Annotated in this window: 26 protein-coding genes; 9 read left to right on the forward strand and 17 right to left on the reverse strand. The window is 61.2% G+C overall.

Annotated elements, in window-relative coordinates; translation table 11 throughout:
* Positions 1–11: 11 nt before the first annotated feature.
* Positions 12–1,169 carry a hypothetical protein gene (locus FEF26_RS07165; protein WP_138252858.1) on the forward strand — a complete coding sequence of 386 codons (1,158 nt, stop codon included), beginning with the start codon at positions 12–14 and terminating at the stop codon, positions 1,167–1,169.
* A gap of 132 nt (positions 1,170–1,301) precedes the next feature.
* Here the strand turns inward: FEF26_RS07165 and FEF26_RS15705 are convergent, their stop codons facing one another.
* From FEF26_RS15705 to dxr, 10 genes are all read right to left on the reverse strand, one after another.
* Positions 1,302–1,970 (reverse strand): hypothetical protein, encoded by a 669-nt coding sequence (locus FEF26_RS15705; protein ID WP_166432947.1) that lies wholly within the window; start codon positions 1,968–1,970, stop codon positions 1,302–1,304.
* Positions 1,936–2,160, reverse strand: a complete 225-nt coding sequence (locus FEF26_RS07175) for a hypothetical protein (RefSeq protein ID WP_138252859.1) — start codon at positions 2,158–2,160, stop codon at positions 1,936–1,938. Before FEF26_RS07175 ends, FEF26_RS15705 begins: the two co-directional genes overlap by 35 nt.
* 80 nt (positions 2,161–2,240) lie before the next feature.
* On the reverse strand, positions 2,241–2,735 hold the full coding sequence (locus FEF26_RS07180) for an OmpA family protein (protein WP_208012863.1): 495 nt from the start codon (positions 2,733–2,735) through the stop codon (positions 2,241–2,243).
* Positions 2,719–3,585: a hypothetical protein gene (locus tag FEF26_RS15915; RefSeq protein WP_208012864.1), complete on the reverse strand. Its 867-nt coding sequence runs from the start codon at positions 3,583–3,585 to the stop codon at positions 2,719–2,721. The genes FEF26_RS07180 and FEF26_RS15915 overlap by 17 nt, the downstream gene beginning before the upstream one ends.
* 82 nt (positions 3,586–3,667) lie before the next feature.
* Positions 3,668–4,903: a serine/threonine-protein kinase gene (locus FEF26_RS07185; protein ID WP_138252861.1), complete on the reverse strand. Its 1,236-nt coding sequence runs from the start codon at positions 4,901–4,903 to the stop codon at positions 3,668–3,670.
* Positions 4,896–5,525 carry an RNA polymerase sigma factor gene (locus tag FEF26_RS07190; RefSeq protein WP_166432948.1) on the reverse strand — a complete coding sequence of 210 codons (630 nt, stop codon included), beginning with the start codon at positions 5,523–5,525 and terminating at the stop codon, positions 4,896–4,898. The genes FEF26_RS07185 and FEF26_RS07190 overlap by 8 nt, the downstream gene beginning before the upstream one ends.
* Positions 5,526–5,535: 10 nt before the next feature.
* A complete protein-coding gene (locus tag FEF26_RS07195) occupies positions 5,536–6,447 on the reverse strand; it encodes a GNAT family N-acetyltransferase (RefSeq protein ID WP_243730470.1) in 912 nt (303 codons plus the stop codon).
* Complete coding sequence (gene ispG / locus FEF26_RS07200; protein ID WP_424991728.1) at positions 6,422–7,576, reverse strand: flavodoxin-dependent (E)-4-hydroxy-3-methylbut-2-enyl-diphosphate synthase; 1,155 nt, start codon at positions 7,574–7,576, stop codon at positions 6,422–6,424. The genes FEF26_RS07195 and ispG overlap by 26 nt, the downstream gene beginning before the upstream one ends.
* 98 nt (positions 7,577–7,674) lie before the next feature.
* Positions 7,675–9,159 carry a M50 family metallopeptidase gene (locus FEF26_RS07205; protein WP_138252865.1) on the reverse strand — a complete coding sequence of 495 codons (1,485 nt, stop codon included), beginning with the start codon at positions 9,157–9,159 and terminating at the stop codon, positions 7,675–7,677.
* Complete coding sequence (dxr, locus tag FEF26_RS07210; RefSeq protein WP_138252866.1) at positions 9,156–10,403, reverse strand: 1-deoxy-D-xylulose-5-phosphate reductoisomerase; 1,248 nt, start codon at positions 10,401–10,403, stop codon at positions 9,156–9,158. Before dxr ends, FEF26_RS07205 begins: the two co-directional genes overlap by 4 nt.
* 114 nt (positions 10,404–10,517) lie before the next feature.
* On the opposite strand from dxr, the gene FEF26_RS07215 reads away from it, so the two are divergent.
* Positions 10,518–10,979, forward strand: coding sequence for a GyrI-like domain-containing protein (locus tag FEF26_RS07215; RefSeq protein ID WP_138252867.1), 462 nt, complete (start codon positions 10,518–10,520; stop codon positions 10,977–10,979).
* A 48-nt stretch (positions 10,980–11,027) separates the two neighbouring features.
* Here FEF26_RS07215 and FEF26_RS07220 read toward each other — a convergent pair whose 3' ends face one another.
* A complete protein-coding gene (locus FEF26_RS07220; protein ID WP_138252868.1) occupies positions 11,028–11,642 on the reverse strand; it encodes a TetR/AcrR family transcriptional regulator in 615 nt (204 codons plus the stop codon).
* 112 nt (positions 11,643–11,754) lie between these two features.
* Here FEF26_RS07220 and FEF26_RS07225 point away from each other — a divergent pair, with 112 nt between their 5' ends.
* The 3 genes from FEF26_RS07225 to FEF26_RS07235 all read left to right on the forward strand — a co-directional run bounded on the left by FEF26_RS07225 (position 11,755) and on the right by FEF26_RS07235 (position 13,706).
* On the forward strand, positions 11,755–12,051 hold the full coding sequence (locus tag FEF26_RS07225; protein WP_138252869.1) for a DUF4287 domain-containing protein: 297 nt from the start codon (positions 11,755–11,757) through the stop codon (positions 12,049–12,051).
* A 141-nt stretch (positions 12,052–12,192) separates the two neighbouring features.
* The gene (locus tag FEF26_RS07230; protein WP_138252870.1) at positions 12,193–12,666 is read left to right on the forward strand and encodes a GNAT family N-acetyltransferase; all 474 of its coding nucleotides are present in this window, start codon (positions 12,193–12,195) and stop codon (positions 12,664–12,666) included.
* A 5-nt stretch (positions 12,667–12,671) separates the two neighbouring features.
* Positions 12,672–13,706, forward strand: coding sequence for a Gfo/Idh/MocA family protein (locus FEF26_RS07235; RefSeq protein ID WP_138252871.1), 1,035 nt, complete (start codon positions 12,672–12,674; stop codon positions 13,704–13,706).
* Here the strand turns inward: FEF26_RS07235 and FEF26_RS07240 are convergent.
* Positions 13,664–14,179, reverse strand: a complete 516-nt coding sequence (locus FEF26_RS07240) for a winged helix-turn-helix transcriptional regulator (protein WP_138252872.1) — start codon at positions 14,177–14,179, stop codon at positions 13,664–13,666. The genes FEF26_RS07235 and FEF26_RS07240 overlap by 43 nt on opposite strands.
* A 107-nt stretch (positions 14,180–14,286) precedes the next feature.
* Between FEF26_RS07240 and FEF26_RS07245 the strand changes: the two genes are divergently transcribed.
* The 4 genes from FEF26_RS07245 to FEF26_RS07260 all read left to right on the forward strand — a co-directional run bounded on the left by FEF26_RS07245 (position 14,287) and on the right by FEF26_RS07260 (position 16,720).
* On the forward strand, positions 14,287–14,616 hold the full coding sequence (locus tag FEF26_RS07245; RefSeq protein ID WP_138252873.1) for a YciI family protein: 330 nt from the start codon (positions 14,287–14,289) through the stop codon (positions 14,614–14,616).
* 2 nt (positions 14,617–14,618) lie between these two features.
* Entirely contained in the window at positions 14,619–15,164 is a 546-nt protein-coding gene (locus tag FEF26_RS07250; protein WP_138252874.1) for a dihydrofolate reductase family protein, read from the forward strand.
* Positions 15,165–15,542: 378 nt separating this feature from the next.
* Entirely contained in the window at positions 15,543–16,166 is a 624-nt protein-coding gene (locus tag FEF26_RS07255) for a winged helix-turn-helix domain-containing protein (protein ID WP_166432949.1), read from the forward strand.
* Between the two features lie 53 nt (positions 16,167–16,219).
* Positions 16,220–16,720, forward strand: coding sequence for a GNAT family N-acetyltransferase (locus FEF26_RS07260; protein ID WP_243730471.1), 501 nt, complete (start codon positions 16,220–16,222; stop codon positions 16,718–16,720).
* A 15-nt stretch (positions 16,721–16,735) separates the two neighbouring features.
* Here the strand turns inward: FEF26_RS07260 and FEF26_RS07265 are convergent, their stop codons facing one another.
* From FEF26_RS07265 to tsf, 5 genes are all read right to left on the reverse strand, one after another.
* The gene (locus FEF26_RS07265) at positions 16,736–17,296 is read right to left on the reverse strand and encodes a DivIVA domain-containing protein (protein ID WP_138252877.1); all 561 of its coding nucleotides are present in this window, start codon (positions 17,294–17,296) and stop codon (positions 16,736–16,738) included.
* A gap of 2 nt (positions 17,297–17,298) precedes the next feature.
* Positions 17,299–18,204, reverse strand: a complete 906-nt coding sequence (locus tag FEF26_RS07270; protein WP_138252878.1) for a phosphatidate cytidylyltransferase — start codon at positions 18,202–18,204, stop codon at positions 17,299–17,301.
* A gap of 7 nt (positions 18,205–18,211) precedes the next feature.
* Positions 18,212–18,769, reverse strand: coding sequence for a ribosome recycling factor (frr, locus tag FEF26_RS07275; protein WP_138252879.1), 558 nt, complete (start codon positions 18,767–18,769; stop codon positions 18,212–18,214).
* Positions 18,770–18,828: 59 nt separating this feature from the next.
* Positions 18,829–19,548 carry a UMP kinase gene (gene pyrH / locus FEF26_RS07280; RefSeq protein ID WP_138252880.1) on the reverse strand — a complete coding sequence of 240 codons (720 nt, stop codon included), beginning with the start codon at positions 19,546–19,548 and terminating at the stop codon, positions 18,829–18,831.
* Positions 19,549–19,668: 120 nt separating this feature from the next.
* Positions 19,669–20,514, reverse strand: coding sequence for a translation elongation factor Ts (gene tsf / locus FEF26_RS07285; RefSeq protein ID WP_138252881.1), 846 nt, complete (start codon positions 20,512–20,514; stop codon positions 19,669–19,671).
* Positions 20,515–20,533 lie beyond the last annotated feature (19 nt).

Genomic DNA, 20,533 nt, shown 5'->3' on the forward strand with positions numbered 1-20,533 from the left:
ATTCTGTATCTATGGCCACAGTGATAAGAGCGTCGACGCGTAGCACTCTGCTGCAGGTGTGCGGCGCGGAGGATGACAATGCAGCGCACCGGCTCCGTCACCGCGTCAACCGTGCGGAGCTCGTTAGGATTCGGCGCGGCTGTTATTTCTCCGCCTCCGATTGGCTGCGCAGCCCTCCTTGGGACCGGCACCTCATCGCGACGGTGGCTACCGGGTTGGTTCGGCGGCAGGAAATCTTCTGCCGTGAAACCGCACTTGCCCTGTACGGGGTTCCGCTTCTGAAGACGCCCCAGGCTGTGCACGTCAGGACAAACAACAATGGCCAGAGTGGGCGGCGTGGTCGCGCTGCCATCACCGGAGCTGCACCGAGGTCGTCGCTGGCCAGAACATGGCACCAAGCATTCGGAGAGCAACCCAGCGGTGGAGCCTGGCTTCGCCGCTTCACAGGCGTGGACACCAAGAGAGTCCAGTACCCGCTGAAGTTTCGGGAAAGTCTGCGGCGAGGGCTGGACCCGCGGATCGCAGTCGACTACTCCGGCGCGTTGCAGCATCTCACACCCCCGCCCGGTGAGTTCTTTGACCCGCAGGGTATCCATCTCCGCACTGAGCCTCTGCCGTTGTGCGTGGTGGATACGGTGTGCCGTTCAGACATGTCGGCTGGGGTTGTCATTCTCGATGCTGTGCTCGCAGGCCGCCATACTGGCCGCAGCATGGAGCGCAACGCGTTCAATCCGTGGCTGCAGTCCATCCCTAGTCAGCGCGCGCATGCCAGGTGGCAACGCGCACTGGAGTTCGCAGACCCACTTTCCGAATCTCCGGGAGAGTCATTGTCACGCCTGCGCATCTCCCAGTTGGGTTTCGAGGTTCCCACGCTGCAGCAGGAGATCACGGTTGCAGACGGTACGCGGTACCGGACGGACTTCTTTTGGAAGGACGCCGGGGTTATCGGCGAGTTCGATGGCATTATGAAGTACACCCGTGCCAGAACCCTCGCAGGGTTGGCGGCAGCGGACGTGGTGGTCAAGGAGAAGACGCGCGAGCGGCGTATCGAACAGCAGGGCTACAGGGTTGTGCGCTGGGATTGGAACGATCTGCGCTCACCAGAGCGGCTGCGGAACATACTCAGCGACTATGGCGTCCCACGCGCCGTTCAGGGGAAACCAGCTTGAACGCGGACTGGGCGAGGGTCACGTGCCAGGGCATCCCCGGTTTGACCTTGGCTTGTCAACTTCACATGGCGCTATAGCGCAGTGTCATGTGCACAAGCCTGGGTAAAACGGCCGAGGGCATGAGACCCAGTGTCAGTCGGTTTCCTCCTCAGGTTCTTCGTCATCTTCCGACTCAGAATCGCCCTCAGAATCGCCCTCCGGCTCATCTTCTGACTCTTCCTCCGGTTCAGGCTCAGGTTCTGGAGCAACGATCTCCTCACCGGCCACAGCGGAGAGGATTTCAGCAGCGCGAGCTTCAAGTTCGGCTATTGCCTCCTCCTGCTCCGCATCCGGGTCTTCCTGTTCAGCGGCGAGAACCGTGTGAGGGCCCTGGCGCAGAAGGACGGTGAGGTCACGCTGGGTAGCGTCGGAGGCGTCCATCAGCCTGCCGACTGCCAGGCCGTCCTCCGCACCGGTACGCACCTGCAACTCAGTCAGTGTGGTCTCCGCCCGCGCCTCGTCTTCTCCCAGGTCTCGGATGACCGTGTGTTCCTCGCACCGCTCTACGCCCAGGCGCTCTGAGTCCACATATTCGGCAGCGGCGGCGGAGTCTTCGAAGGTGTAGATCACCGTCTGAGAATCGCCGGACTCAGCGAGCGCGCCCAGGGCACCAGTGGGTACGGGCAGGGCTGAGGCGGTGACGAACGGCTTACAGTCGACCGGTTGGACCTCCAAGCGCTGCAGCTCGCGGTTGAGATCGCGCAGGTTCGGCCACCAGTCGTCAGTGTCAGTGATGGTCGCTGAACCCCAGCGTGTCCTCAAGGGCCTCCACCATGTCCTCGTGCGATACCTGCTGGCCTTGCGGTTCCGGGGCGGCGACCTGCGCCTCGGCAACAGAGCTATCGAGTGAGCCTCCGCCGAGTGGAGACCCCTCAGCCTCAGGGTCGTCTTCGCAGCCGGTGAGCGCGAGAGCAGCTAGCGGCAGAGATATCCAGATACGGGCATATTTCATCACGTCCAGTATCGCCATAGAGCTGTTCTCTGCCCGGCTGCACGCGCCGAGATTCGGGCCTCTGCCTTGTGCGCCACGGCTCAGTCGCCGTAGCGGAGTTCTACCCGTCGGTTCGCCGCGAATGTGCTGGAGTCATCCGGGTCTTCTCTGACTGCGGGCTGCTCATCGCCGAAACCTTCGACATTCAGTGTCAGGTCGGGACGCTCTTCCGCGAGTGCGTCGGCAACGGCCTGGGCGCGGTTTTCCGACAGTTCCCGGTTGTCGAAGTCGAACTGGGTTTCATCCACAGGGAGGGAGTCGGTGTGTCCGTGGACATCGACCGACGCTCCTTCTGGCACGACTTCAGCCAGCTCAGCTATCGGCTGTATGGCGTTGGCGGGAAGCTCCCATTCGTTGGAGCGGAAGAGCAGGTCAGCTTCCAGCACTAGGACGTCCTCCTCCTCAGCCTCACCTCCTCCGAGTTCCTCGACTGTGCCTTCAGTCGTGAACGGGGTGATGACGGGATTGAAGCGCGTCACGGATTCCGCGAGCATGCCGGATGTGACGTCGCTGGGCGGCTCAGGTTTCTCCTGCACCTCCTGGTCCACATCCGCTAGAGCCGGACTGAGTGCGAACATGAAGGAGGCGGTCAGCGCCACACCGGCGATCGTCCTTATGGCGGCCGTCGAGCTCATTCGTCCCCCCCTCGGCCTCAGCGGGTTCAGCCTCGCCCCAGTCGATTTCCACATCTTCGAATTCGGGGGCTGCGGGGGTTCCAACGTTGATGGTGTCGATATCGTCTTCGGGCACGGCAAAGTTTGCCCAGAACACCAGAGTCTCACCGGACGCCACATGAGGGCCGACGACGTCAGTCTCCCAGGCGACACCTCGGTCGCTGCGTAAGGGAGAGTACTGCTTCAAGTTTTCACGGTCGAAGAGGGCAGGCCTTGCCAACGCCCCATTGTTGCCGTGCAGAGCGTAGAGCGTGTGGGTGTCATGCTGATCGAACTCGGGGGTGAAGGTCAGCAGCAGCTCCAGCGTGTTGTCTCTGACCTGGAGGTAGTGCAAGCCGAGGGTCATCGTGCCTTCGATATTGGAGCTGGGAATGTTGTACTCCACCGTATGAATGGCGTCGTCAGGGTCGATCATCCCTTCGGAGGTTTGGACCGCTGAGCCCTCAGAAGTCTCATCCCCAGCGTCGGCGTCATCAGTCCCCTCCGCATCATCCGTTGTCTCACTGTCAGCCTCATCATCAGTGGGGATGTCCTCCCCCGGGGCCGCTTCCTCGGTAGAAGCCGCCTCGGTGTCTTCAAGCTCGGTGTCTTCAAGCTCGGTGTCTTCGAACTCGGCGGCCTCCTCAGACGGTGAGCAACCTGTCAGCCCCAGAGCCGCCACAGCGATAAGTCCGATCCCACCCCTGATTATGGAACGTCCTGCGGTATTCATAGCCTGTCCTTTCGTGAGGTGTGGTTCTCATCGTGAGTCGCAGCCGGCGCCCAAAAGGTTGCACGGATTCGAAAAAAGATTTTCACTCCCTGACGCGCACGGTGTGCCGCGCTTCAAGATCTTGGCCGTCGGGCAGCCGCGCACGCAGAATGATCTCCGCCGTCCCGGGTGCGGTGGGAGTCAGGGTCACATCTGGTTCATCGGCGAGGTTCCGACCTGAGGGAAGAGTCCACACCCAGGAATCTAAGCCCGGCACCTCAGCGGTGAACACGGCAGACTCCCCCACGGTGACTTCTTCAGGGCCCTGGATTCCAATGGAGATGCCCTGTGCCTGGGCCACGGGTTGGTTCTGTCCCGCTGAAAGCCACTGACCTAGGACGAATCCGCCCAGCAGGGCGCCAGCCACAAAGGCACAAAGAGTGAGAACGACGACGGACCGCCGCCTCAGCAGCCCGCCTCGGGTGGGTAGGGACGCTTCCTGGGAAATTTCCGGGGTGGGTTCGGTACCTGGGGGTGGTTCGGGCGGGGCTAAGGCATCTTCAAGCTCACCCAGCCAGGCGGAGGCGTTCGGTTGGCGACGCTGGGGTTTTGCGGACAGGCCGCGCCGAATTACTTTGTGAGCGCCTCCAGGGAGGTCGGCGTCCTGCGCCAGCCAGTTCAGCACCGCGGATATTGCGTAGATATCAGCGCGGGTGTCCACCACACCGGGGCTGTCCTGCTCAGGCGGGCGGAAACCGGCGGTGCCGCCGGAGACGGTCAGCCCGGAGTTCATCGCCAGGTCTTTACACATTCCGAGGTCAGCAATCAGCAGCCGCTCATCGGAGCGGACCACCCATGAGTGAAGGTTGGAGGCCTCATCCCCGATGAGCTCCGAGGGCTTGGTGCTGAGCAGCATGTTGCCTGGGCTGAGGTCACGGTGGACCAGCTGCGCGCGGTGGACCGCATCCACGGCTGCGGCCAGTGGCCTGGCGAATGCGAGGATGTCTTCCCGGCTGGCTCGCCATCCGGATCGCCGAAGTGCAGCGACGCGTTCGCGCACTGTGCCGCGGTCAGCGTGTTCAAGGACCAAATAGGGTTGTTGCCGGTCTGACTCGCCGATGTCGTAGATCGTGACCACATGGGAGCCTTCCACCCGGCGCAGGCTCCTGCCCTCGCCGATGAAGCGTTCGCGGATCTCAGGGTTGAGGCTGTGGTTCTCGGCGAGGACTTTGACGACAACCTCATCGTCGAGCCGTTCGTCGGTCGCACGGTAGACCGTCGCAAAGGACCCCACACCAATGACGTCGCCGAGGAGGTAGTGGCCCAGACGCTCAGTCACCCGTGCCCTGCCCGTCTGGTCCGCTGAGCCTCGCGGCGACCATGGCCCGGCCACGACTTACCTGCGACTTCACCGTACCTACAGGGAGTCCGAGCTGCTCGGCGATCTCGGCATAAGGCGCCTGGTTGATATCGCGCAGGGTCACAGGTATCCGGTAGATTTCCGGGAGTTCCGCCAGTGCCTGGCGCACGGCAGTGCGTGTCGCGATCGCGGAACTCATCCGGTCCGCTGGCCCGAGTCCTTCCGTCAGTTCGGGCACCTCACGGGCACGCCGCAGGTGGTCGACTACGCGCCGGCGAACGATGCTATGCAGCCAGGTGGTGACTTTGCTGCGCCCATCGTAGGAACTGATGGACTCTGCGATGGAGATCAGTGAGTCCTGGGCGACGTCGTCCACTGCGGTCTTGTCCAGCAGGGCCGCGGCGGCGAACCGATGCACCACCCCTGAAGCGTCGAGGGTTTCGATGAGCAGCTCGGTGATGGCCGGCGATGTGGGTGCGTGCTGGGCCAAAAGTGACAGGGCGTCGTCGTACTGTCCCTGTGTTTTGGTCTCGGCAACCATGCGTCGTGCACCCGTGAGGTTCTCCTCGCGCAAGGCCCGGCCTAGCTCTGCGGCTGTCATCACGTTGAGTTTAGAACAAGACGGTGGAGTATGCTCCGGCGTGTTGGAAGCCCACACGTTCGTAGGCGCGGATCGCTGGGGTGTTGTACCCATTGACGTAGAGGCTCACCCGTGGCGCGAGCCTCAGCCCATAGTTAACGACTGCGGCCATGCCTGGGGCCGCCATTCCGCGGCCGCGCCAGAGCGGGTTGACCCAGACTCCCTGTACCTGGACCGCTTGTTCGGTGACGGACCCGAACTCTGCCTTGAAGGTGATCTGGCGGGACTCTGGGTCCACTGCAATAAGTGAGTGTCCGGCTTGGATCAGTCCGCGGATTCGGTCGCGGTACTGGCTTGCCCCGTGGTCATATGGGGAGAATCCCAGCTCTTCGGTAAACATGGCCGCGCAGGCCTGTTCGACCGCGCTGAACTCTTCGGGTTTGGAGGGCCGCACCCCTGGAAGCGGCCTCATCTCAGGCTCCTGGTACATCACCATCAGTGGCTGGTGGGCCCGCACCTCACGGTGGTTGGACCATCCGGTTGCCTCAAAGAGTGCAAGCACGGCCTCGGAGCGCCCGTATATGGAGGAGACTCTGCGGCGCAGGGCACGGGCGGCACGGCCGAACTGCTTTGCGGTCGTGGGATCGGCTCCCACCGGGATGATGTTGGAACCCAACCAGCAGGCGGAGATCAGCCGACGGTCGGCGCCGCTGTGCGGCTCTGCGGCGTCAATGCCCAGCAGGAGCGCACTCTGCCGGCCCTTGCCGACTGCGGCCGTTCCGCGCTGCTGCAGGGCTGCGGCCACGGAGGTGTTACCGACCGGGTCAGCGTCCAAAAGCTTGTGGAGCGCACGAGTGTCGTCGCCGGTGAGGACACGGACTCTTCCACCGGTGGCGCGGGAGACTTTGCCGTCTGGGCTAGCTGACGGAGACCACAGGGGCACCGGAAGAGGCGTCCTCTCCCTCAGCGTCGAAGTCCATCTGTTCGGCGAGCCGGTTGGCTTCCTCGATCAGAGTCTCTACGATCTGGTCCTCGGGGACGGTCTTGATGACCTCTCCCTTGACGAAGATCTGGCCCTTGCCGTTGCCGGAGGCGACTCCCAGGTCGGCATCGCGTGCCTCACCCGGTCCGTTGACCACGCAGCCCATGACGGCGACCCGCAGGGGGTGCTCCATGCCTTCGAGTCCGGCGGTGACATCGTCGGCCAGTTTGTAGACGTCCACCTGGGCACGGCCGCAGGAGGGGCAGGAGACGATTTCCAGCTTGCGTGGCCGCAGGTTCAGCGACTCCAGCAGCTGGTTACCGACTTTGACTTCTTCGGCCGGCGGGGCGGAAAGGGAGACCCGAATGGTGTCCCCAATGCCCTGGGAGAGCAGCGCACCGAATGCGGTCGCGGATTTGATGGTGCCTTGGAAGGCTGGGCCGGCTTCTGTCACACCGAGGTGCAGAGGCCAGTCACCGCGCTCGGCGAGCATCTGGTAGGCCTGCACCATGACGACGGGGTCGCTGTGCTTGACCGAGATCTTGAAGTCGTGGAAGTCGTGCTCCTCGAAGAGGCTGGCCTCCCACACGGCGGACTCCACGAGAGCCTCCGGGGTCGCCTTGCCGTATTTGTCCATTACGCGCTTGTCCAAGGATCCGGCGTTGACGCCGATTCGCAGGCTCACGCCGTGGTCTTTGGCCATTTTGGCGATCTCGCCGACCTGGTCGTCAAATTTGCGAATGTTGCCGGGGTTCACCCGGACGGCGCCGCATCCAGCTTCGATCGCGGCGTAGACGTATTTGGGCTGGAAGTGGATGTCTGCGATCACGGGGATCTGGGATTTCATGGCAATGATCGGCAGCGCCTGCGCGTCCTTGTCGGTGGGGCAGGCCACTCGCACAATGTCACACCCTGAGGCAGTCAGTTCTGCGATCTGCTGGAGAGTGGCGTTGATGTCATGGGTTTTGGTGGTCGTCATGGACTGCACCGATACCCGGTGGTCACTGCCCACACCGACATCTCCGACCATGAAATTGCGGGTCTTGCGCCGAGGAGCCAGGACGGGAGGTTCTTCCTTTACCGTGGGCATACCGAGATTAATCGCGTTCACCCCTCCATGGTACCGATGACGACGCCGCCTGCTCGCCTCCGCGGGCCCGCTTCACCCTTGGCTGATCTTGGGCTCAGCTATTCGAAGAGGCGAATTGGGTTGATGATGTCGGCAAAGATCAACATCACACCCATCCCGATCAGCAGCACCGCCACCACGTAGGTCAGCGGCAGCAGCTTGGAAATGTCGAACGGACCGGGGTCGGGTTTGCCGCGCAGCTTGGCCCAGCGCCTGCGCAGCGCCTCATAGAGTGCCCCGGCCACATGTCCGCCGTCCAACGGGAGCAGCGGTATCAGGTTGAACACCATCAGGGCGATGTTCACCCCGGCGACCAGCGACATCAGCGTGGCGAACCGTGATTCCCAGGGAATCTGGTCCTGGGCGGAGATCTCACCGGCCACACGGCCGACACCCACCACTGACATCGGCCCGTCCGGATCTCGCTCCACCTCTGTGAACGTTGAGACACCCACGTCATACATGCGCTGCGGCAGGGTCAGCACCACCTGTCCCACAGCCTGCGTCTGTTCGTAGACGATCGGTCCGGCTTCCCAGGGTGGCTGGCGTTGGACCTCAGTCAGCGAGAGCACACCGATGAAACCCACAGGTTCAGTGACAAGGGAGCCGTCTGCATCGCGTTCCGGGGCACCCATGCGTCCTTCCACGGGGCGTTCAGTCAGGATTGGGGTGACCTCAGTGGTGCGCTCCTCACCATCACGGAGGTACACCAATTCGTTGGGGGTCCCGGCGGCGTCACGGATCAGCGGGGTGAGGTCATCCCACTCATCGATTTCTGTTCCGCCGAAGGCGACGATCTGGTCTCCCGGTTCCAGTCCCGCCTCGAATGCGGGTCCAGCCGGATCACTCTCCGTGCACTCACGCTCATCAACCGATGCTGCTGCGTCTTCGGCCTCCACGGTGGTAATGCATTCGAAGACATCGGCGACCTCTGTGGTGGCCGTATTCATTCCGTGCAGTGAAACTGTGCCTGCGGTCAGGAGCAGGGCCAGCAGGCCGTTCATCGCCGGGCCGCCGAGCATGATGATGACTTTCTTCCAAGTGGCTAGCCGGAAGAACATCCGATCCTCATCGCCGGGGCGCAGCTCTTCGGAGGCTACTTCCCGTGCTTCCTGGGACATCTGCTGGAATATCCCGGTGGAGTGCGAGGTGACGGTTTTGTGCTCATCGGGCACTCGTTCTGCCGCAGAACTGCGTTCAATTGGGGGTGCAATATATTGGGCGCCCACCTGCTGGAGGTAGGGATCGGCTGGACCTGAGGCCTCCTCGTCAGCAGTTGTGGCGGCGTCGTCAGACTTTTGCTCCGGGGGTGGGTACATCCCGATCATGGCAACGTATCCGCCCAGCGGCACGGCTTTGACCCCGTATTCGGTCTCTCCCTTGGTTTTGGACCATAGGGTGGGTCCGAAGCCGACCATGTACTGGGTGACACGGACTTTGAAGAGCTTGGCCGGCAGCAGGTGGCCGACCTCATGCAGGGCGATGGAGATGATGATGCCGAGCGCCATGATTAGGACACCGACGGTCACCAATAGGGCGGTCATCGTGCCCCTCCTGAGACTGTTGGCGTGGTCCGAGCAATCAGCGCTTCCGCGGCCTGCCTGGCCCATTCTTCAGCGCCCAGCACAGTATCCAGGTCCGCTGCTGACTGAGACACTCCCGTGTGCTGCGCCAAGACCTGCTCCACCGTGGCGACGATGCCGGTGAAGCCCAGCCGGCCGGTGTGGAAAGCCTCAACCGCCTGCTCATTGGCCGCGTTGTACACCGCCATATGGGTTGCGGAGGCTGCGGCCGCGTGCTTGGCCAGCTGCACCGCTGGGAACGCGCCGTGGTCCAGGGGTTCGAACTCCCAGCTCATGGGGCGAGTCCAGTCGATGGGGCTGTCGACCTTGTGCAGGCGGTCCGGCCAACTCAATCCCAGGGCGATCGGCACCAGCATCCGCGGCGGTCCAGCCTGGGCCATGGTGGAGCCGTCGTGGAACTCGACCAGTGAATGGATGTACTGCTGGGGGTGGATCACAGTGTCAATGCGTTCGAGCGGGACATCGAAGAGCAGATGCGCCTCCACCACTTCCAGCGCCTTATTGACCATGGTTGCGGAGTTGGTGGTCACCATGACACCCATGGCAAAGTTCGGATGTTTCAGCGCCTGCTCCGGGGTGACAGCGGCCAGATCCTGGGCGGTCCAACCACGGAACGGACCGCCTGATGCGGTGAGGATCAGTTTGGCGACCTCAGTCTCACCTGTGAGTTCGCCTTCACCGGGACGGGGCACCGCGCAGACGCCTTTTTGGTGACGGCCAGACGCCAAGGCCTGGGCCAGCGCGGAGTGCTCTGAGTCCACCGGCACAACCTGTCCGGGCCGCTGGACAGCCTGTTGGACAAGAGCACCGCCGACCACCAGGGACTCCTTATTCGCAAGAGCCAGTGTGGCACCCGATCTCAGGGCCGCAAGCGTTGGTTTGAGCCCGATGGAACCGGTGACGGCGTTGAGCACCACGTCAGCTTGGGAATGTGCGGCAATGTGTTCAGCCGATTCAACACCTGAAAGCACCTCGGCACCCAGGCCCTTGAGCTGATCTGCCAGGCCCTTGGCGGCGTCGTCGTCACGGATACCCACCAGTTCCGGGCGGAAGGTGCGCGCCTGCTCCGCAAGAAGCGCAGCATTGGTCCCGGCGCAGAGGGCGACGACGCGGAATGACTCCGGATGCGCGGAGATGACCTCAAGAGCTTGAATGCCGATGGAGCCGGTGGAGCCCAAAATGGCGACGCGGCGAGGTGTGGACATGGGCTCCATTATCCCGGCTTGGCCACGGGCACCAAACTCTTCTCCTCTTGACGGAATGCCTCAAGAGGATCAAGGTGGTGAGACCACACCGCTGCAACGCGACGGAGCACCGCAATGGGAACTGCTGAGATCGTAGCCAAACCCCTACCTGAGGTGCGGCTAGCCGCCGCTACCGCCACAGTATGTGACCAGCGGACCATGGCCAGTGTGGTGGGGCCTGCGTTTGACCGGATTGCCTCAATTCTTGGAGGCACCATGGGAGCGTTGGATACCCCGATCGCGGCCTACGCCTTAGCCGATGACGGCACGCATGTCACTGTCGGCTACGAATACGTCGGTGAGCCGCATCCGGAATTCGAGATTGTCACTCTCCCTGCGGTGGAGGAGGCTCTGACCACCGTGCACCACGGAAGCATGAGCCGTATTCACCTCAGCTGGCAGGCCCTGCATGAGGAGATCAGAGCCCTGGGCTATGAACCGTTCGGCCCGTGCCGTGAGTTCTACATTCGCAGTGAGTCCTCCGATCAGTCCCATTGGGTCACGGAGCTTCAGCAGCCGGTTCGCCGCACCGCCTAGTGCAGAGTTCGGACTGAGTGACCTTCTGAGTCGATCTCTGCCGCCGCCTCACACCTCATGAGCGTCCGGGGGTGAGTATGCGCGGATGAAAGCTGAAACCCCACAATCGATGACGCGGGCAATCTCGTCTTCCTGCACAGGCAGTTGACCCGTGAACATCACCTGATTGCTGGGTATCCAAAGGAGCAGCCCTGCGAAGTGGTGGGCGGCCAATTCTGTATCGGCCACGTGCAGTAGTTGTCTTTCGTGGAGCACCTGGAGGGAAGTGCTGATGGAAGCGATGACGCGGAGGAACCCGCGTTCCCAGTAGAGCTGACCAAGATGGGGGAAACGGCCGGCCTCAGCGATGACCAGGCGCCGCAACTGCTGAACCTGAGGGTTCATGATTGACCGCATCAAACGTTCAGCGAGCAGATGCACTGCTTTCTGCGCAGATCGCAGTTCATGCATGTTGTGGACCAGCGGAGCGAAAGGATCCTGGACCTGGTTGCAGGCGTACTCGATCAGGGCAGCGAAAACCCCCTGCTTGTCTCCGAACTCTCGGTAGAGCGTCTGTTTGGAGACTGAGGCAGCGGCTGCCAACTGGTCAGTAGACGTTCCGACGTATCCATGGGTGACGAAAACGCCCCACGCCTGTTGAAGTATGTGGTCGCGTTTGCTCATATGTGGTCGTCTAATCCCTTCGATACCTGGTGAGGCCTTGTATCGACCGCACTAGACGGCACCGTACCCGTCAGTACTACTTAGTACCCGAATGCTCACCAGGGAGGCCCTCATGTCATTTCAGGCGTATCTCGACAAAGTCGAAGAGAAGACAGGGCTCACGCCGCGCCAGTTGGTACAGCGCGCCCAGGAGCGGGGCTACGATTCCCCCGAGGTCAAGGCGGGCGAAATCCTGGAATGGCTGAAAAGTGAATACGGACTTGGTCGGGGTCACGGCATGGCAGTAGTCCATGTCATCAAGAAGGGACCGACGATCGACAGTAAACATGTTGGATCAACTGGATCACACCGGGATGGGTCCACCACACTCTGGTTAGACGGGGCAGCTACCAAGCCCACTCCACAGTGAAGGCCGAGGCACCGGGCACAGTTGAGGCCCGAGGGGGCCGAAGCTCGACGATCCCCGTGAGCCGGGACACGGCAAGCAGGTAGGCTGGGTGCACCCCACTCTTAGACGTTTCGGCCACAAGCCGATGTGAAGGAGCATTCCATGGAGATTACTCTGCGTGATGTGCAGGCCGAGGACTTGGACCAGTTCTTCGCCTTTCAGCAGGACGCCGACGCGGCTCATATGGCCGGGTTTGCCCCGACCAACCCTAAGGATCGGTCCATTTTCGACCACCACTGGGGTGAGCTGCTCAATGATAAGAAGTCATTGGTGCGCACGATTGATGTGGATGGGCAGGCCGCCGGCTCCATTGCGGTGTTCCGCGACGGCGATATCCATGAAGTGATGTTCTGGACCGATAAGCAATTCTGGGGAAATGGTGTCACGACCACCGCATTTGACCAGTTCCTAGAAGAGTTCACTGAACGGCCACTGCGCGCCCGGGTAGTAACTGACAATATGGGCACGCTGAAGATTTTGGAATCCCGCGACTTCAAGGAGATCGGCGAGGAGCAGGTCTTCTCTAATGCCCGCGCTCAGGTCGTCACCGAGAAACTCTTCGAACTGGCGCATTGAGCACTGTGACTTCCGAGAAACTCCATACCTCTCATGCGCCGCTGCGGTGGGGCGTCTTGGCCACTGGTTGGATCGCTCGCCGCTTCACAGCCGATGCCCTGCTGGCCGGGCTGAATGTCAACGCAGTTGGGTCGCGGTCGGCGGAGTCCGCCCAAGAATTTGCGAACTCGTTTGGCATCGAGAGGGCCCATGGTTCCTACTCTGGGCTGCTCACCGACCCGAACGTGGACATCGTGTATGTGGCAACACCGCACCCTGCCCATTTTGACGCAGCCATGGCGGTCCTTGAGGCCGGCAAGCATGTGCTGGTGGAAAAGCCGCTGACCCTCAACCAAGCGCAGGCTGAGATGCTGCGTGAGACGGCGCTTGCCAAAGGCCTCTACGCCAGCGAAGCGATGTGGACCAGGTACCTGCCGCATATGGCGCGAATCCGGCAGATCATCACCTCCGGTGGTCTTGGTGAGATTCGGACATTGCATGCCGATCATGCCCAAAGCCTGCCGACAGATCCAGCACATCGGATTAATGCGCTCGAGCTCGGCGGTGGGGCGGTGCTCGATCTGGGCGTATATCCGGTCTCATTCGCCTGGGACATGCTCGGTGCGCCGAAGACCATTCAGGCTTCAGGACGGCTCGGGGAGACCGGGGCAGACACTGAAGTCGGTGTGCTGATGACGCATGCCTCAGGTGCGCTGTCGACCTGCTCGGCTTCCTCACGCGGGGCGGGGTCGAACACCGCCCATATTGTCGGCACAGAGGGACGGATTGAGATCGACCGGATGTGGTTCACTCCGGCTACGTTCACCCATTACGACTCTGAAGGCAGCGTGGTGGAGAAGTACGTCTCCGATGTGCCAGGCCATGGGATGCAGCTTCAGGCGCTGGCCGCAGAGAAATACATCTCAGCAGGAACCCTCTCCGGCGAACTGATGACCTTGGACGATTCAGTCGCAATCATGGGAACCCTTGATGAGATCCGCCGCCAGATCGACGTGCGCTACCCCGAGGACGCTTCGCCGGCGGCAACTGCTTCCCGATAGGCCTGGTCTAAATCGTCATGAACTGACGGCCCGCTCTGAGAAGAGGGAACGCCCAGATGCACCACACGCAGTTCTGCCATGAACCGCTCCCACAGTAGCGGACCGCCGTCTTCCAGCACCTTGGCGCGGACACTGAGCTCTGGGCTCACGGGTAAGAATTTTCTGCCCCATGAGCCGAGCTGGACCAGGACGGGAACGAGCTGGATCGACTGCTCGGTCAAGCTGTAGAGCTGTCGCTGTTTATGCGCAGGGTCCTGCTGCTTAGTCACTAGCCCTTGATCTGTGAGCTGCTTGAGGCGAGAGCTGAGAATGTTTGAGGCAATGCCTTCCTCAGATTCCCCCAGCAACTGACGGTAGTACCGCCGGTTGCCGAACATAATGTCCCTAATCACGACCAGGGACCAGCTGTCACCGAGCACCTCGAGTGAAAGATTGATAGGACAGCCTGAACGGTGCTGCTCCGCCTGCGCCATGGCTCTCCTTCCTCAGAGTTTCCTCAACTGCTTGCATTCTACAGGCAGTTATGGTCACATGAGGATACCGGTTGCATAGTGCACCCGGAATTTACCTAGGAGACGACATGAGCACCGCGAGCACACCCAGCCATATTCTGATCCATCGCTACACCCCGGGAACAGGACCCCAGGAAGGCTCACCCGAGCTGGAAGCCGAGATGGAGGTATGGGACAGGATTGACAAAGAACTGCGCAGCACCGGCCAACTAGTGTCCGGGTGGGCACTAAGTGACCCCTCCACAACCATTGGCAAACCAGCGGAGCCCACAACATCACAGACGATTTTCGCCATTCACGCCTTATCGGCCGCAAGCGACACTGAGGCTGAGAGCATCGCTGCTCGAATGCCGCATCTGGAATACGGATCCACCGAAATTCGGAAGCTCATGGTGTAGTGATGACAACCTTCATCTACTCAGCGACAGCTTCCGTGGATGGATATATTGCCGGCCCGGGTGGAGATATGCAGTGGTTGGCGCCCTATATGGGGAGAGAACCAGACCGACTGTTCGAACAGGTGATTCCTCAGGTGACCGCGCTACTGATGGGCCGGACTACTTTTGACGGAGATGACCCGAATGCCGGAGACCCAGAACAGGAAGGCGCATTTGAAGGCCAGTGGAAGGGCCCTCAAATTGTCTTGACCCACCGGTCGGTGGACACCGCAGCCAAGGGCTTCACCATCACTCACACCCTAGAGGAAGCGATCGAGACTGCACGCAAGGCCGCCGGAGCTCAAGGCATGGTTCACATCCTTGGCGCCGACGTCGCCCGCCAATGTTTCCAGGTCGGTGTCATAGACGAGGTTCTCCTCGGCACGGTTCCGATTCTTCTTGGCGGAGGTACTCCACTTTTGCGTGGGTCCAAGGGTTCGTTCCCACTTGAGCTGATTGATCAATCGCCTTCGGGAGGCATGACTCGCCGCTTCCGAGTCATGAAGTAGACCGTGCGGTGCCAGTGGCATTGAGCCGCCCCATAATGCCTGCCTAGAAGGCACGTGGCATGAGGAAGCTCTGCCTGATGGCTTCCTCGCGTCGATCCTCTGCTTCCTGAAGGCGGCGCCGTCGTGCATTCACCTTTGCTTCATTATTGGCACTGGCATGCCGACTTTGCGCCGACGTCTCGGCCCACTGAGCCAGAGCTTCTGAAAGCGCCAAGGCGGCGCGTTGAATCAGGCTGAGTTCGCAGACGGTAGCGGTTGCGGTATGGGCTAAGTGCGCCATGACGATCTTCTCCGTAGACTAGTGCCAAGAAACACTTGCAGAGATTTCTTTGCAAGTACTAATCTGCAACTATACCTATGCAAAGGTTTCTCTGCAACATGTCTGAATCGCGTAGTACGGCCGAACGCTTCGCCGATAGTGTCCAGGTGAAGGATGTCCGCACCCTCAAAGCGTTTGCCCATCCTTTGAGGATGCAGATTCTCGAATACTTGAATGACCGTGAGGAGGCTACTTCTACGACATTGGCCCGCCATCTGAATGAATCGACGGGACAGACCTCGTACCACTTGAGGCAGCTGGAGAAATTCGGACTCGTTGAAGAGGCAGAGGGCAAGGGAACTGGCCGGGAGCGCTGGTGGCGGTCAAAGGGGCTCAATGTGGCACCAGAGGACGCCCAGGCTCTCGCCCAAGAGTCCCATTTGCTACGCACTTTAGCTCAGCGTCAGACTGCTGAGCGGGCCGAGAAGCTCAGCACCTTCCAAGGTCGGCTCGCGGAAGAGGACACCGAGTGGGTGGAAGCCTCCGCCATGAGCACCATTAGCACATTATTGACGCCCGCTGAACTCTTGGCCTTCCGAGAGGAAGTGTGGGATGTGGCGGACCGTCATACCGAGGCGGCAAAGAACCGCCGTGAAGCCGGTGACACCGAGAATCGGCGTCGGGTCCGGATCCACTTTGACGCATTCCCACTCCCCCAGGACGATACCGAAGGTGACAGTTGAGCCGCTCCGTTGCTCTTCCGCCGTGGCCCGCGGTCCCTCCACGTCATGGAAAGGTGCAGCTACGACCAGTCCGTGACGAGGACACCGCACTGGCCATCGGGCTGTCCACCGACAGCTATGTGCCGCAGATAGGGTCGCTTCCGGATCACGCCTCCGAGGCTGAAGCGAAGGACTGGGTCCACAGGCAGAAGCGCCGCCATAGCGACGGCGCCGGGTTCTCATTCGTTATCGAAGCTACTGCGACGGGTACCGGAGTCGGGCACTGCGGGCTTTGGCTGAGAGATCTTGCAGCTGGCAGAGGCTCCGCCGGGTACTCTGTGCTCCCCGAGCAGCGGGGCATGAGCTTCGCCGCCGATGCACTGGCTGCACTCACAACTTTCGGCTGGAGCATTGCGGGTCTGCACCGCATAGAGCTTTACATCGAACCTTGGAACGCTGGATCGATCCGTACGGCGGAGAGAGCCGGCTACCTGCGAGAAGGGCTGCTCCGCAGCCACCAAGAGATCGGCGGCACACGGCGGGACATGCTTCTCTACGCTGAAGTACGCAGTTGATATGACCCAGCTGGGTTAGCCCACAGACGCCATGATCTCAGTCATGCGGTCCAGGAAGGCGTCTACCTGGGCTTCGTCGTAGGCCTCAGTGGCAGTTGCCGTGGAGAAGGTGATGGTGCGGATCTCATCGACACTCATCGGGTTCTCACCATCGAGGTACTTTTCTAGCTGGCGGCACAGCTGGTCTACCTCGCTCTTGCGGTATCCCACGCTGCTTTCACCCACGGGTTCGCGGAATCGCTGAACATCAGGCCGTTCCATCCGAGCCCGCAGCGGCTGTGAACGGTAGTGGAGCTGTTCGTACCAGGCGTCTTCGCCGAACTGCTCAATGTAGCGGTCACGCTCTGCACCGGCAAAGGCGTCCTCAAGGCGGTCCAGAGCAGAGTCGACCTCAGCTGGGTCATATCCGCCGGGGCCCATTGAGAAGCTGGCCTGGCGAATCTCCGCCAACGGCATGCCCCGTCCAGAGTCGTAGGCTTCACGGGCGCGGGCCATGAATTGGTCGACTTCGGCGCGGTCGTACCCCTGATCATTGTCATCCAACAGGGTGAACAGTGGTGCGGAAGTTGTAGACATAGCTATAAGCCTAACGGCAGACCGACTGAGTCTCCGGTCAACGCCACGATCACAAAATATGCGGTGGGCATAGCGAAGACCAGTGAGTCCAATCTGTCCATCACGCCGCCGTGACCGGGCAGCACATTGGACATGTCTTTGATAGCAAGTTCGCGTTTGACCATGGACTCGCTAAAGTCACCGGCGGTGGACGCCACGACGACCGCTGCGGCGAGGATGGCCCCCACATAGAGCGCTTCATCGAAGATCAGCCAAGAAGCCAGCACGCCGACCGCCACGGCCCCCAGCATGGATCCAGCGAAACCTTCCCAGGATTTCTTGGGCGATATTTTCGGAGCCATCGGGTGCTTGCCGAATTTCACCCCGGCGATAAAACCAAAGGTGTCATTGGAGACCACCAGGAGGACCACAATGACGAGTCTCCATTCGCCCTGTTCGACTTGAAGCACCAGCAGAGCGAAGGAGATGAGGAATGGCACCCAACAGGCGACGAAGAGCGAGGCAACGATGCTTCGTCCCGGGTCGGGCACTCGCCAGAGGACAGCTCCGACCATCACTGCAACCCCGGTGATCATCAGCCCTAGGGTTAGGGCTTCCACCCCACCCCAGTAGGCGGCGGCGGGCATGGCCGCGGCACCCAAGTAGAGCGGCGCCTTCGGGATCCGCAGCCGTGGGTTGTCCTTCAGTTCGTATGCTTCCAGTGCGCGGGCAACTTCCCACACACCTAAGCAGAGGACGACGACCCAGACAGCGATCAGCAGCGGTTGGAACCAGAAGATACCGAACACTGCGGGAACGAGGAGCGCGGCTCCAGTGGCGATCGCGGCCGGGAGGTTACGGCCGGCCTTGTTCCGCCGCGGTGATTCCGGAGCCGTTGTGGGCTGAGAGTCTTGTGGCGGCGTCGTCATCACGTGCTCAGACTTCGAGCAGCTCCGCCTCTTTGCGTTTGATCATGTCGTCAATGCGCTCGGTGTACTGTTTGGTCATGGTGTCGAGCTCTTTGAGCCCACGGTCGCCGTCGTCCTCACCAATGTCGCCATCTTTGACGGCCTTGTCGATGGCCTCTTTAGCTTTGCGACGCGCGTTGCGCACCGAAACCTTGTGGTCTTCGCCCTTGGACTTCACGAGCTTGACGTACTCCTTGCGGCGCTCCTCGGTCAGGTCCGGCATGGTGATGCGAATCTGCTTGCCGTCATTGGATGGGTTGGCGCCGATTTCTGAGTCGGAGAGCGCCTTCTCGATCTCGCGCATTGCCGAGACGTCATAGGGGGTGATGAGGATGGTGCGTGCGTCTGGGATGGTGAAGGACGCCAGTTGCTGCAGAGGCGTAGGAGCGCCGTAGTAGTCCACCAACACCTTGGAGTACAAAGCGGGGTTGGCGCGGCCTGTGCGCACGGTGGCAAAGTCTTCGGACGATGCGTCAACGGCCCGCTGCATCAGCTCATCGGCTTCGAGCAGGGTCTCTTCAGTCACGGGTCTCTCCTTGGGCTATAGGGTCTTGGATCACAGTCTATCGGTCGGCAGCTCTCCGTTTAGGGAGTGACCAGAGTGCCGATTTCTTCACCGAGCAGCGCACGTGTGACGTTGCCTGGAGCTTCCATGCCGAAGACTCTCATGTCCAGACCGTTGTCATTGCACATGGTCATGGCGGTTTGGTCCATCACGCGGATATCGCGGTGCAACGCCTCGGTGTAGGTGAGTCGGTCAAGCTTTTCAGCGCTGGCGTCCTTTTGCGGATCTGCTGTGTAGACCCCATCAACACCGGATTTACCCATCAGCACCATATCGGCACCGACTTCGAGGGCCCGTTGGGCGCAGACGGTATCGGTTGAGAAGTAGGGCATTCCAGCGCCGGCACCGAAGATCACGACCCGGCTTTTCTCCATGTGGCGAATGGCTCGCAGAGGAATGTAAGGTTCGGCGACCTGGGCCATGCCAATAGCTGTCTGCACGCGGGTGGGCTGGCCAGACTGTTCGAGGAAGTCTTGCAGAGCCAGAGCATTCATCACGGTGCCGAGCATGCCTATGTAGTCCGCACGTGACCTGTCCATTCCGGCCCTGGAGAGTTCCGCCCCGCGGAAGAAGTTGCCTCCACCGACAACGACTGCGACCTCGACTTTGTCGTTGACCGCAGCGATTTGTTCGGCGATTCCACGGACAGTGGCCGGGTCGACGCCGACTGCGCCTCCACCGAAGACTTCACCGGAGAGTTTGAGCAGCACACGACGGCGGTCAGTTGCGTTCTCAGCCATCAAATTCCTTTCAGGGCAGACGAAAAGGGGGCGACCATCTGGATGAGATGGCCACCCCCTTTTCGGTCGGTCAGACGTTTGAAGTAAGTCTAACCGTTAGGTGAATGTGTTGGCCTCGCTCTATGAGCTGCCTACGCGGAAGCGGGCGAATGCCACGGCGTTGGTGCCAGCCTGCTCGAGGACCTTAGCCACGGAGACTTTGGGGTCCTTGGCGAACGGCTGGTCTACCAGCACGTGCTCCTTGAAGTACGCGTTAGTCCGGCCTTCAATGATCTTCGGCATAGCCTGCTCTGGCTTGTTCTCAGCCCGAGCAGTCTCCTCCGCGATCCGACGCTCGTTCGCGACAGTGTCTTCTGGCACCTCATCCCGTGTCAGGTAGGACGGGGAGAAGGCTGCAGCGTGCACAGCCACATCGTGAGCTGCAGTCCGAGCTTCCGGAGTGTCCGCGTCCACGGCCACCAACACGCCGACCTGGGCAGGGAGGTCCTTGGACGTCTTGTGCAGGTATGGGTCAACGTAAGAGCCGGTGACCTTGGCCAGACGGCGGACCACAATTTTCTCTCCGAGAATTGCGGCACCTTCCTCAGTCACGTAGTCGCTGACCTTGCGGCCATCAATGTCTGCCTCGAGCAGCGCCTCCACAGAGTCAACGCCGTGCGCGACGGCTGCTTCGAGGACGCTCTCAGCCAGGGTGATGAACTTGTCGGACTTTGCCACGAAGTCAGTCTCGGCGTTGATCTCGAGCATGTAACCGGTGGTGCCGTCAACAACCTTGGAAAGCACAAGACCCTCAGCAGCGGAGCGACCTTCGCGCTTGGCCGCGCCTTTGAGTCCCTTGATGCGGATAGCCTCGATGGCTTTCTCAACGTTGCCGTCGGCTTCGTCGAGAGCTTTCTTCACGTCCATCATGCCTGCGCCGGTCCTCTCGCGCAGTGCTTTGATGTCAGCAGCGGTGTAATTCGCCATGAATGTCTGTGTCCTCTCA

Origin of the sequence: Nesterenkonia salmonea (assembly GCF_005771525.1) — a bacterium.
Classification (GTDB): Bacteria; Actinomycetota; Actinomycetes; order Actinomycetales; family Micrococcaceae; genus Nesterenkonia; species Nesterenkonia salmonea.

Excerpts from the sequence above, each read along its gene's own strand:
- FEF26_RS07215 (WP_138252867.1), top strand. The coding sequence starts at position 10,518 with ATGGGAACTGCTGAGATCGTAGCCAAACCCCTACCTGAGGTGCGGCTA.
- pyrH (WP_138252880.1), bottom strand. The coding sequence starts at position 19,548 with ATGGCTGAGAACGCAACTGACCGCCGTCGTGTGCTGCTCAAACTCTCC.
- FEF26_RS07240 (WP_138252872.1), bottom strand. The coding sequence starts at position 14,179 with ATGGCGCAGGCGGAGCAGCACCGTTCAGGCTGTCCTATCAATCTTTCA.
- FEF26_RS07255 (WP_166432949.1), top strand. The coding sequence starts at position 15,543 with ATGTCTGAATCGCGTAGTACGGCCGAACGCTTCGCCGATAGTGTCCAG.
- FEF26_RS07230 (WP_138252870.1), top strand. The coding sequence starts at position 12,193 with ATGGAGATTACTCTGCGTGATGTGCAGGCCGAGGACTTGGACCAGTTC.
- FEF26_RS07265 (WP_138252877.1), bottom strand. The coding sequence starts at position 17,296 with ATGTCTACAACTTCCGCACCACTGTTCACCCTGTTGGATGACAATGAT.
- FEF26_RS07175 (WP_138252859.1), bottom strand. The coding sequence starts at position 2,160 with ATGAAATATGCCCGTATCTGGATATCTCTGCCGCTAGCTGCTCTCGCG.
- FEF26_RS07245 (WP_138252873.1), top strand. The coding sequence starts at position 14,287 with ATGAGCACCGCGAGCACACCCAGCCATATTCTGATCCATCGCTACACC.
- FEF26_RS07270 (WP_138252878.1), bottom strand. The coding sequence starts at position 18,204 with ATGACGACGCCGCCACAAGACTCTCAGCCCACAACGGCTCCGGAATCA.
- dxr (WP_138252866.1), bottom strand. The coding sequence starts at position 10,403 with ATGTCCACACCTCGCCGCGTCGCCATTTTGGGCTCCACCGGCTCCATC.
- FEF26_RS07250 (WP_138252874.1), top strand. The coding sequence starts at position 14,619 with ATGACAACCTTCATCTACTCAGCGACAGCTTCCGTGGATGGATATATT.
- FEF26_RS07190 (WP_166432948.1), bottom strand. The coding sequence starts at position 5,525 with ATGACAGCCGCAGAGCTAGGCCGGGCCTTGCGCGAGGAGAACCTCACG.
- tsf (WP_138252881.1), bottom strand. The coding sequence starts at position 20,514 with ATGGCGAATTACACCGCTGCTGACATCAAAGCACTGCGCGAGAGGACC.
- FEF26_RS07205 (WP_138252865.1), bottom strand. The coding sequence starts at position 9,159 with ATGACCGCCCTATTGGTGACCGTCGGTGTCCTAATCATGGCGCTCGGC.
- FEF26_RS07220 (WP_138252868.1), bottom strand. The coding sequence starts at position 11,642 with ATGAGCAAACGCGACCACATACTTCAACAGGCGTGGGGCGTTTTCGTC.
- FEF26_RS07225 (WP_138252869.1), top strand. The coding sequence starts at position 11,755 with ATGTCATTTCAGGCGTATCTCGACAAAGTCGAAGAGAAGACAGGGCTC.
- ispG (WP_424991728.1), bottom strand. The coding sequence starts at position 7,576 with ATGCCCACGGTAAAGGAAGAACCTCCCGTCCTGGCTCCTCGGCGCAAG.
- FEF26_RS15915 (WP_208012864.1), bottom strand. The coding sequence starts at position 3,585 with ATGAATACCGCAGGACGTTCCATAATCAGGGGTGGGATCGGACTTATC.
- FEF26_RS07165 (WP_138252858.1), top strand. The coding sequence starts at position 12 with ATGGCCACAGTGATAAGAGCGTCGACGCGTAGCACTCTGCTGCAGGTG.